The 11,715-nt window shown below is 53.6% G+C and carries 8 protein-coding genes; all 8 read left to right on the forward strand.

Annotated elements, in window-relative coordinates:
* The first annotated feature begins 28 nt into the window (after window positions 1–28).
* The 8 genes from purD (at window position 29) to AC506A_RS26105 (ending at window position 11,634) form a co-directional block, all read left to right on the forward strand.
* Window positions 29–1,297, forward strand: a complete 1,269-nt coding sequence (gene purD / locus AC506A_RS26070; RefSeq protein ID WP_495463917.1) for a phosphoribosylamine--glycine ligase — start codon at window positions 29–31, stop codon at window positions 1,295–1,297.
* Window positions 1,298–1,432: 135 nt separating this feature from the next.
* Window positions 1,433–3,811 carry a beta-galactosidase GalA gene (gene galA, locus AC506A_RS26075; protein ID WP_495463965.1) on the forward strand — a complete coding sequence of 793 codons (2,379 nt, stop codon included), beginning with the start codon at window positions 1,433–1,435 and terminating at the stop codon, window positions 3,809–3,811.
* 398 nt (window positions 3,812–4,209) lie between these two features.
* Window positions 4,210–5,193, forward strand: coding sequence for a polysaccharide deacetylase family protein (locus AC506A_RS26080; RefSeq protein ID WP_495463918.1), 984 nt, complete (start codon window positions 4,210–4,212; stop codon window positions 5,191–5,193).
* Window positions 5,194–5,216: 23 nt separating this feature from the next.
* Entirely contained in the window at window positions 5,217–6,614 is a 1,398-nt protein-coding gene (locus AC506A_RS26085) for an FG-GAP repeat domain-containing protein (protein WP_495463919.1), read from the forward strand.
* Between the two features lie 82 nt (window positions 6,615–6,696).
* Window positions 6,697–7,515, forward strand: coding sequence for a response regulator transcription factor (locus AC506A_RS26090; protein WP_495463920.1), 819 nt, complete (start codon window positions 6,697–6,699; stop codon window positions 7,513–7,515).
* Window positions 7,512–9,038 carry a sensor histidine kinase gene (locus AC506A_RS26095; RefSeq protein ID WP_495463921.1) on the forward strand — a complete coding sequence of 509 codons (1,527 nt, stop codon included), beginning with the start codon at window positions 7,512–7,514 and terminating at the stop codon, window positions 9,036–9,038. The genes AC506A_RS26090 and AC506A_RS26095 overlap by 4 nt, the downstream gene beginning before the upstream one ends.
* Window positions 9,039–9,696: 658 nt before the next feature.
* Window positions 9,697–10,803: a DUF3048 domain-containing protein gene (locus tag AC506A_RS26100; protein WP_495463922.1), complete on the forward strand. Its 1,107-nt coding sequence runs from the start codon at window positions 9,697–9,699 to the stop codon at window positions 10,801–10,803.
* Between the two features lie 36 nt (window positions 10,804–10,839).
* Complete coding sequence (locus tag AC506A_RS26105) at window positions 10,840–11,634, forward strand: class I SAM-dependent methyltransferase (protein ID WP_495463923.1); 795 nt, start codon at window positions 10,840–10,842, stop codon at window positions 11,632–11,634.
* The last annotated feature ends 81 nt before the right edge of the window (window positions 11,635–11,715 follow it).

Consider the following 11,715-nt stretch of genomic DNA (forward strand, 5'->3'; position numbering starts at 1 on the left):
CAGACTTGTTATAAAAGGAGGGTTTCCTTTGCGGATTATGGTCATCGGCGGCGGCGGGCGTGAGCACGCCATCGTTTGGGCGCTGAATAAGAGCGATAAAGTAAGCAAAATCTTCTGTGCGCCGGGCAATGCAGGTATTGCGGAGCTGGCAGAATGCGCGCCAATTCCGGTTAACCGGTTTGACGATCTCATTCAATTTGCATGCGATAACGCAGTGGATCTAGTATTCGTAGGACCGGATGATCCGCTTGCGGACGGCATCGTGGATGCTTTCGAAGCGCGCAATATTCCAGTCTACGGACCTAGTAAGAAAGCGGCTGAAATCGAAGGCAGCAAAATCTTCATGAAGGATCTGCTGAAGAAATACGAGATTCCGACAGCTAAATACGAGACGTTCACCGAGTACGAAACGGCACTGGCTTACTTGCGTCAGCAAGAGCTGCCAATCGTCGTGAAAGCAGACGGCCTCGCTGCAGGTAAAGGCGTGACGGTTGCGGCAACGTTGGAAGAAGCAGAAGAAGCGCTCCACGGCATGATGGTGGGTAAAGTGTTCGGCGAATCCGGCGGACGCGTCGTGATTGAGGAGTTCCTTTCGGGAGAAGAGATGTCCATCCTCGCATTCGTGGATGGCGAAACGGTGCGTGCAATGGTGCCGGCTCAAGATCACAAGCCTGTGTACGACAACGACAAAGGACCGAACACAGGCGGTATGGGCACGTATTCTCCGCTGCCGCATATCGACCCGGCAATCGTGGAAGAGTCCATTGAGAACATCATTAAGCCGACGGCGCGCGCGATGGTCAGCGAAGGCCGTCCGTTCCGCGGCGTTCTTTTCGCAGGTTTGATGATTACCAAGGACGGCCCTAAGACGATTGAGTTCAATGCACGGATGGGCGATCCCGAGACACAAGTTGTCCTGCCTCGCCTCAAGACCGACTTGCTCGATATCGTTCTCGCATCCCTGAACGGACGTCTCGATCAGCTTGAGATCGAGTGGAGCGACGAAGCTGCGGTGTGCGTCATTGCTGCATCCGAAGGCTACCCGGCAGCGTACCCGAAAGGCCGCGTTATTACTGGCCTGGAAGCGGCAAAAGCGCAAGGCGCGCTCGTATTCCACGCCGGTACGGCTCTCTCCGGCGACGGCGAGATCGTAACGAACGGCGGACGCGTGCTTGGCATCGTCGGCCGTGGCAGCGATATTGCAGAAGCACGCGCGAAGGCGTATGAAGCAGCGGCTGCGATTCATTTTGACGGCATGCACTGTCGTACCGACATTGCGGCGAAAGCGCTGAAATAGCAAAGATATATAGGAAGAGAGTTGTCCGCGATTGTGCAACTCTTTTTTTGCGTATCATCACATTTTCTCACACCATCCGCTCACAGATTCAGGTATCATTCGAAATGAGGGATATTTTTCCGGAGGTGTCGAGTGATGGGGAGACGGGCCAAAACGAATTTTGACAGGGACTGGTTGTTCTACAAAGGAAATCTCGAAATTCCGCTTGCGGTGAAAGCGGGAGGCGTCGGCAGCCTTACTGATTGCGAAAAAGGTGAAGAAGGCCAGTGGCAGCAGATCGCTTTTACGGATAAGAAGGCAGGCGTTTCGGTTGCGCCGGACGAATGGGAGAAGGTTCACCTGCCCCATGACTGGCTCGTTGAAGAGGAGTTCTCGAAGGATGGCCCTCTGGAACGCGGATACAAAAAATCCGGAGTCGGCTGCTACCGCAAAATGTTCGATATTCCCGCCACTGATCTAGGCAAGAAAATCATCATCGAGTTTGATGGCGTTATGCGTCACAGCAGCGTATGGGTGAATGGACATTTTGTCGGCACACATCCTAGCGGCAGCGTTCCGTTCTACTACGATATTACGGATATCGTTCGTTATGGAGACGAAGGACGAAATGTCATCTTTGTCAAAGTGGATGCGAGGGATTTTGAAGGCTGGTGGTATGACGGTGCGGGCATCTATCGGCATGTGTGGCTGAGCACAATGGATCGGCTGCATGTCGGTCAGTGGGGGACGTATGTCACAACTCCATCGGTATCAGAGGAAGTATCGACTGTACGGGTAGAGACGACCGTGAACAATGAGTATCGGGCTGCAAAAGATTGCGAATTGCTGGTTGAAATTCGCGATGTGAATGGTCTGCTTGTTGCATCTGCGAGATCGACAGCCACGATACCGGACGGAGAGGCCCATACGTTTGTGCAGCAGGTCGATGTGTCCAAGCCGCTTCTATGGTCCCTCGAAGCACCCAATCTATATAAAGCTATAGCCATTGTTAGAGAAAACGGAGACGCGGAAACCGATCGCTATGAAACGGAATTCGGCATTCGGACAATCGAGTTTACGACCGACAACGGTTTTTTCTTAAACGGCAAACGGACTGTTATTAAAGGGCTTTGCGTGCACCAAGACTTTGCTGGTGTCGGCGTTGCACTTCCGGATTCCATCATCGAATATAAATTGCAATTGCTGCAGGAGATGGGGGCAAACGCCTACCGCTCTGCGCACCATCCGCCAACGCAGGAATTGCTGGACATGTGCGACCGCATGGGCATCATGGTCATCGATGAGAATCGACGGTTGGACAGCTCTCCGGAGGGGATCAAGAACCTTAAACATATGCTTTATCGTGATCGCAACCACCCTAGCATTATTGCATGGTCGCTCGAGAATGAGGAGCAGCTCGAAGGCACCGTCATGGGCGCACGCATCTTGGCTACACTTGTACAAACGACGAAGAAAATCGACCCTACACGGCCAACAACGGCGGCGCTGAATCATGGTTTCAATGATGGCGGCTATAGCGATGAAATCGATATCGTCGGCTATAATTACGGGCATAAATGGGGCAGCTTCATCAATGACCATGCCAAACATCCCGAACGCATCATATATGGCAGCGAAGTGTCCGCATACGCGGTTACTCGTGGTATCTACGAGCATGATGAGTCCAAAGGCTACTGCTCGGAATATGGTACAAGCTGGCGGGAGAATGACTGGCTGAATAGCTGGACGACATCACCGGAGCAATCATGGGGTGCAGTTGCAGACAATCCGTTCCTGGCAGGGATGTTTATTTGGGCCGGTTTTGATTATCGGGGCGAGCCATCGCCATTCAAGTGGCCGAATATTAACTCGCAATATGGCACGATGGATACATGCGGGTTTCCGAAAGACAACTATTACTACTACAAGTCCGCTTGGACGGAGAAGCCGATGATTCATTTGTTCCCACATTGGAATTGGGCGAGCAAGGAAGGCCAGGAGATTGACGTCTGGGCGTACAGCAACCTGGATTCGATCGAGTTGTTCGTCAACGGCGTTTCTTTCGGAGAGCAGAAGCGGCTGCCAAACGGACATGTGGAATGGAAGGTTCCTTATGAGCCGGGCAAGCTGCTGGCTGTGGGAAAAAGAGACGGCGAAGTTGTTGCGGAGGTAGCTGTAGAAACGACGGGTGCTGCCCATCATATTCGACTGGAACCGCATGTGAATACGATGCAGGCAAATGATACAGATGCTGTCGCCGTACGTGTCTCGATCTGTGATGCAGAGGGACGGGTCGTTCCAACTGCGGACAACCTGGTGTATTTCTCCGTAAACGGAGACGGGCGAATTATTGGGGTAGGCAACGGCGATCCGATCTCGCATGAAGCGGATAAAGCGAGCAAGCGCAGGGCTTTTAACGGCTACTGTCTCCTTATCCTGCAAGCGGGAACTGAGATTGGGGAACTTGAGCTGCGGGCTCATTCAACGGGACTGCTGGATGCCAGTGCGATAATTGCGGTAGGACCGGAAATGTAACCACAAGAAGCAGAACCCGATGCATCCCGGAGATTACCTGAATGGGCTTGGCTTAGCCCGATGGTGATAGAAGTGTAAGCGTAGGTAAGTGTAGGAGTTAAGTGGAAGAAGAGTGGCTCTCGGAAGAACACAAGCATAGGATTAGCAAAATCGGCAACGGCAAAGTTACTCTGGGAGTAACTTTGCCGTTTTTGCGCCGATGATAATCGAGCATATAGATAAGGCCGCCTCAAAAGTCGCGTGTACTTTTGAGGCGGTCTTTTTGCATATTAGCAACCTACCATTGTTTAGGAACCGGGCCATAGTTTGGTATGCCGGGTGTTACTTCTTTGTAACTACTAAATCGCCTAAATCTACTAGCATAGAAGATAGTAGAAGAAGTGCGAGGGGATGGTAGGATGCGACAGCTGCGAGGATTGCGACATCAGAGAAGATTAGCCTCATTGATTGTGGTTACGCTAATGATAGGCATATTGTCGTCCAGCTGCGGGCTGCGTAAGGATGAATTGGTGTCAGCCGGGCACCCGCCGCTTCCTCCGGGACAAAGTGACAGCGATATTGGGACGCATAACAATAACGGCAAAGATTCGGAGTCAGCCGAGCATGCAGATTGGAATCAATCGGACGGCGGCGATAAAGGTAATGAGCTCGTTGTATCGGTACCTGGAAAACCGCTGCTTCATCCACAGCCGCCGGCTGTTACGATGGAGCCGCCTATCAAGCTGGATCAACCAACCGAGCCGAATACGGATTTTCTAACGAATAAAGGCGAGAAGCTGGTTGCTCTTACGTTTGATGACGGACCGGATAGCCATTTCACACCGGCCATACTGGATATTTTGAAAGCCAAGAAGATACACGCCACTTTCTTTACCGTAGGGATACAAGTGAAGAAGAACGCGAAAGTGATGAGGCGCATCCGCGATGAAGGCAGCGAAATCGGCAATCATAGTTATGCGCATAAAGATTTGTCAAAGCTTGACAGCAATCCGGTAATGAATCAAATTAAATGGACAGACGCATTAATTAATAAAGAGATCGGCTACGTGCCCCGATTGGTCCGAGCGCCGTATGGTGCTACCTCGCCGCTGCTAAAGCAAATTGTGAAGGATAACGGGCGTGAGTTGATCGGATGGACAGTGGATACGCGCGATTGGGCTGGCAGCTCCGTTGCTGCAATGCGTGCTAACGTGAATAAGAACACGCATCCCGGCGGTATTATCCTCATGCATTCTTTTGGGAGTAAACATGTCAGCAATACGGTAGAGCTTCTGCCGCTCATCATTAAGGATTTGCAAAACAAGGGCTATACCTTCGTTACGGTGAGTGAACTGCTGGCTGCGAAAGCGCATAGTAAATCTCTTCGGACGAAGAATGGCTGACGGCGCGGAAGGAGCGCATAGCGATGAAAGTACCGCAATGGATGAAACAAACGGCGCTTTTAGTAGGCGGCCTGATCTGCTTCTTCGTTATATCCGGCTGTCAGTATACCGCGACTCCGGCTGATCTGCTGCTGAATCCGCGGTCAACGCCAGAGAACGCCGAGCTGGCTTCTGCCATTCGCGATCATCTCCCGGCGAGAGCCAAGCTGTCGCTTGCCATGCAGGAGCGGTCGAATTCGGCCGTGGTTAAGATGGATGCAGACGGGGATGGGAAGCAGGAAGCTTTCGTCATCTACTCGGATGAGAGCGGTACGGAGCATGTGATGGTACTCAAGAGCAGCGTGGATATCGGCTGGCAGCAGTGGTTTACTTTTGACGAGACTTCCAGCTATGGGATCGATGTGCTGCGTACGGTTGATTTAGACCGGGACGGGCAGCCTGAAGTGCTTATCGGGTGGAATCAGTATGGGGAGCCGCAGCATATGTTGACCCTGTATCATGTACCTTTAAATAGTGGAATCGCAGCACCGAAGCCAATTGCGGAGCTGCCTTACGATACGTTCGGAATCGGCGATGCGGAAGGCGACGGTCACGATGAGCTTGCCTTAATCCAATTGCAGCGTCAGAAGCTGACGGCCTCGATTGGGATTTATCATTTTGCAGGAGACAGTGCGACGAAGATGGCTTCCACCACGCTGGATGGCTCCGTGAACGAATATTTGCAGGTCAAGCTTGGCAAAATTGCGAAGGATCAATATGGCGTGCTCGCAGATGCAGCTATCGGCGCGAGCTCATCGACAACGACGATGTATGCGTGGAATGCCGGAAAGCTGACGCCAATCTATCCGCCTAAGCAATCCGGCGATGAGAATGTACAGATTAATGCGACCATGCAGTTGAGCGATGATGGCAATGGGGACGGCATTCTGGATGTGATCGAGCTGCGTGAAGCTCCAGGTCAATCTGAAGGAGTCGCCTACAGCGATCTGCTGTGGATTGAGCAGTATAAGCAGTGGAATGGTGTCGATGCGTTTGACGTGGTTGGCGAGCAATATGTGGACACGAATCGATCCTATGCGCTTTCTCTGCCGCTCGAATGGAGCCAGTACACGTTCCGGAGACTAAGTGACGGAAGCAGCAACGATGTTGCGCTTGATCGCTTTGAGGAGGAGTCGAATCGGCGCGAGGAAATTTTGGCGCTGCGCGTTATACCGATTGCGGAGTGGAATAAGAAAGAACAACAGCTGCAAGAGGATGGCAGCCGCTTCGAGCAGCTTGGCAGTGGAAGCGGGCTTGTCTATGTAGCGATATGGCATGCGCCTCTACTGAAGGAAGATGCCGAGAAGCCTAGCGTTAGCGGGATATTCCCGCCGGATGAGGCGACGCTTCGCAAGCTCTTCAAGCTGCTGCCGGAAGAATAGGTCGTTATGAAACGCGCTGCGCCGCCAAGAGGAGGGCGACAGCCGTTTCACCTTGGATGAGAAAAGAGGGGGAACTGCTGCTTTGAAAATATTAATTGTTGAGGATGAAGAAGCGATTCGCGGGTTTGTCCGCATTAATTTAAAACGAGGCGGCATGGAAGTCACGGAGGCCGAGGATGGGGAAACCGCTTTGGCGCTTGCGCAGGCGGCTTCCCCGCCTTTCGATGTGGCGCTGCTTGATTTGATGCTGCCCGGCATTAGTGGGTTTGACGTGTGCGAGCAGCTGAGACAGCAATTTCCCCGTATGGGCATCATCATGCTGACGGCGAAGTCGCAGGAAGAAGATAAGATTCGCGGTCTTGAGCTTGGCGCGGATGATTATGTGCAGAAGCCGTTCAGTCCGGGCGAGCTTGTCGCCCGGCTGAACGCGCTTAAGCGGCGTATGCAGCCGCTTGGGGAGGAGCCGGCTAGTGGCGGTGACGGGGCTGCAGGAGCTTCCGCCGCCGAGGCAGCAGCCTTGCCCGAAGCGCAAGCGCAAGGCTCTGTCGTCTCGGCTGGAGGCGCTGCGCAGCCTGTGCCGCAGCGGGCCGGCGAGCTGAGCTCGGGGCCGTTCCGCCTGTCTTCGGCGGAGCGCCGGCTGTGGAAGGATGGCGTCGAGATCGTGCTGACGCCGACGGAATGGACGCTTGTGAAGCTGCTTATGGAGCGGGAGGGCGAAGGGCTGAGCCGCGATGATATTTTGAACGCGGTGTGGGGACGCCATTATGTCGGCGATCTGAAGATCGTTGACGTGAACATTCGCCGTATCCGCCAGAAAATCGAGATCCAGCCATCTGATCCGCATCATATCGAGACGCTGTGGGGTTATGGCTACCGCTGGAAACGGAGCGACGAGCAATGAGAAGCCTGCGCACACGCATCGTATGGAGCTACGGCATCCTGATCGTGCTCGTAGTCGTGATGCTCGGTTCGATGTTCGTGACACTCGTCTGGAACTACTATTACAGCAGTGCGGTCGGCTCTGTTCTGCAGCGTGCAGAGACGGAGGCGGCCCTACATAATCGGATGATCGCGTATGAACCGATGAGAGAGAAAGCCAGATACATGCTGCAAAATATGTCCGAAGGCACAGCCCACCTCCAGCTCCTTACCGGTTCCGGCGTTATCGTAGTCGACAGCAACGGTCTTGGCGGCGATGGCAAGCTTGCGGAAACGCCTGATGTCAGGCGGGCGATCTATGGCGGGAAAGGGGTCTGGCGCGGGACAGACCCGCTGACGAACGAGCGGATTGCAGCGGTTACGCTGCCGGTCAAGCAAGGTCAGCGCGTGGTCGCGATGTTTCGCTATACGGCTTCACTGAAAGAAGTGGACACAACGGTCCGCAACGTGCTGTGGATTACGCTGCTTGTCGGTTCGGTTGTCGTGCTGCTGTTCTTTGCGATGAGCGTGCTGATCGCGAACCGAATCGCCAGACCGATTCGCAATTTGACGCGAGTCGCCGAGAAGATGGCCGAAGGGGATTGGACTCGCCGCGCAGCGCCGCATGATCGGGATGAGATTGGTCGTTTGGGGGAAACGCTGAACACGATGGCCTCCGAGTTGACGCGGCGTGAGAAGCTGAAGGAGGACTTCATCTCCTCCATATCGCATGAGCTGCGGACACCGCTCACCTCGATTAAAGGCTGGAGCGAGACACTGGCCTCGGGCGATCCGAGCGATGTCGAGGAGCTTAATATGGGGCTTGCGATCATTGACCGAGAGACGGAACGTTTGGCAGGACTCGTCGAGGATCTGCTCGACTTCTCGAAGCTGTATGCCAAGAGCATTGTGCTCCATCCCGAAGCGCTCGACATTCGGAAGACAATCGAAGAAACGCTGCGGCAGTTCGAAGCGCGAGGGCAGCGTGAATCGATCGCGATAACAGGGAACATCGGAGATAAGCCGCTCGTTGCGGAAGTGGATGCCAATCGGCTCAAGCAGGTGTTCATCAATGTGCTCGACAATGCGCTAAAGTTTACACCGCGGAATGGGACGATTACGGTAACCGCGGTGCAAGGTGAAGGGATGGCGCGAATCCGGATCCAAGATACGGGAAGCGGCATTTCGCCTGAGGATTTGCCCCATGTCACCGAGAAGTTCTACAAAGGGACAAGCCAGCGCTCCGGAAGCGGACTTGGCCTGGCCATCTGCAAAGAGATCGTCGAACTGCATGGCGGCAGCTTCCGTCTGGAGAGTACCGTTGGCGAAGGCACAGCCGTGACGATTGCACTGCCGCTGCTCCATACGCAGCAGCAACAGCAGCAACCAGCACAGCAGCAACAGCAACAGCAACCACAACAGCAACAACAACCACAACCACAACAGCAACAGCAAAAGCAAAAGCAACCAGAACAACAGCCGCCAGAAGCGACAAACCTCAAATAACCCGATCGGCAGCGGCCGACCGGGTTATTTGAGGTTGTATCTATTCTTTATAAAACAGCGACTTGTGATTCTTGGTTACATAGGCGATCGCAAGGATGGCCAATAGGATAACAAGGCTGGAGAACCAATGTGCGGTGATCCAGTCGATAAAAGCTGGCATACACAGCCCCCTCGGGTGAAGCGAGATAGAGTTAGTATGCCAATTATTAGGGGAGGTATGCGATGAGTTGAACGTTCGCAGTACGAGGCCGCCTGCTTCGAAAAGCTAACGAACCGTAGGGACGTTATTTCGCCGGATTTCTGGGCTCCAAAAAGCTAACGAACCGTAAAGGCGTTATTGTGGGGAAATCGGCTCCTAAACACCCATAATCAATCAAATAGAGCCTCCAGGGTTCGTTAGAATTTTATTAGGGCTATTTTTGGGTGAATAAGCGCTGTGTGGTTCGTTAGAGCATCCCACAACTCACATCTCGCCATCCCGAGTGCTGAGTCGCTAATAGTCACTGCACGTAACAACGGCAAGCTTGCAGGTTGGTAACACCGGTCCGTCCTTGCACCTTATGTTCATTCTTAGCAACAGCGGAAGACAATTCCACCGCTCTTATGGTTTAATAAAGAAATATCCTTACTCAAACTCTTCCAGAAGGTGGGCTCGCAGATGAAGCATGCTAAACGGTCATCCTTTCGCTTTACGCTCGTGCTAGGCGTAGTCATGCTGCTAGTAGCAAGTATGGTACTCACAGGCTGCAACGAGAAGAAGCTTAACGTCAATGATACGCCAACGGTTGCTGAAGAACCGGCAGAACCAGCGGAAGCGCCTGTAGAGACGGCGCCGGTTGATCCGCCCGCTGTCGATCCGCCTCAATATATTGCACCGCTGACCGGCTTGCCTCTGGACAGTGATTCCACGCTGCGTCCTATCGCCGTGATGGTCAACAATTTCGCTGCGGCGCGTCCTCAATCGGGACTGCCGAACGCCGATGTCGTCTGGGAAGTGCTTGCCGAGGGCGGCATTACTCGGCTTGTAGCCATCTTCCAAAGTGACACATCAACGAATCCGATCGGCCCGATTCGCAGCAACCGCCCTTATCTGATTCGTATCGGCGAAGCCTACCATTCTGTATTGGCTCATGCTGGGGCGAGCACAGAAGGCTACGACCTGCTGCAGCATCATAACAAAGCTTACTTAGACGAAATCTCCAATGCTGGGGCCTACTTCTACCGCGAATCGTTCCGCAAACCCCCGCACAATCTGTACTCCAATCTGGAGAAGCTGCGTGCCGGAGCCGCGAAGAAGAAATATGAAGAAACCGTCGATATCCCGACGTTTACATGGTCAGACCAAGGGGCGACGGCAGCCGGAACAGCGGCAACGACGGTCGAGATTCATTTTCTGCTGAAGGATTATAAGCTGTCTTACCGCTACAACGAGGCGACTGCGCTGTTTGAACGCTCGATAAACGGCAAACCGCATACCGACCTCACGACGAACAATCAGCTGACGGCAACGAATCTGGTCATCATCGGCGCGAAACATAAGACTTACGACGATTATGGCCGGCTTGAGATTGATCTCGAAAGCGGCGGTCCGGCGATGCTGATCCAGAAGGGCAAGGAAGTCGATTGTACGTGGGAACGCAGCGGTGACGGCGTCATTCGCCTGATGAAGGACGGGCAGGAGCTGCCATTCGTACCTGGCCATACGTTCTATCACATCGTTCCGATGACGCCGACGTTTGCGGGGCATGTGAAGCTCGGCATATAATGTATAGATTAGACGTGTAACGTGGAGGAACTGAGATTGGAATCGACAACGAAGCAAAATGAACAGTCCTGGAATACCGGCGCATACGCGGCGTGGCTGAAGCGTTTCGGCACACCGGCAGAGGCGGCGGACAAAATCAAATCGGCACCGGAGAAACGCGTCGGTTCAGCACTTGAGCATATGGGCGATGTGAGCGGGAAGCGAATCGTCAATCTGCTTGGCTCGAACGGCAACAAAGCCGTTGCGCTTGCACTGCTTGGCGCAGAAGCAACAGTCATCGATTTCTCCGCGGAGAACGAGCGTTATGCAACGGAACTAGCTGCAGCAGCAGGAGTTCCACTCACCTACATCGTTGCAGATGTGTTGAAACTGCCTGAAACGGTGCTAAATGGCAGCTACGATATCGTGTACATGGAGTTTGGGATTCTGCATTATTTTCAAGACCTGCTGCCGCTGTTTGAGGTTGTAAACGGGTTGCTACTACGTGGCGGTACGCTGGTGCTGCAGGATTTCCATCCGGTTTCAACGAAGCTGATCTCCTCGCGCGGCACAACGGCTAACATCCGCAAGCATAAGGTGGACGGCGATTATTTCAGCACAGAGCTGGAGGAGAAGGAAGTCGCGTTCTCTAAGTTTATGTCGGAGCTGGATGGGGCAGTGGCCGAGATCCCCAAAGTCCTGCTGCGCAACTGGACACTCGGGGAGATCGTAACGGCGGTTGCTTCCGGGGGCTTGTGCATCAAGCTGCTGGAGGAGCTGCCTAACGCCTCGTCCGACGTGTTCGACAAAGGGATTCCGAAGACATTTACAATCGCAGCCGAGAAGCTGTAGAGCAGGAGAAGCCGGAGAGGATCCGGTTTCTTTTTTTTGCGCTGGAGGCGGTTAAAATCGGATGTGCCGGAAAACAATAGA

The sequence above is a fragment of the Paenibacillus sp. N22P23 genome (genome assembly GCF_059383735.1).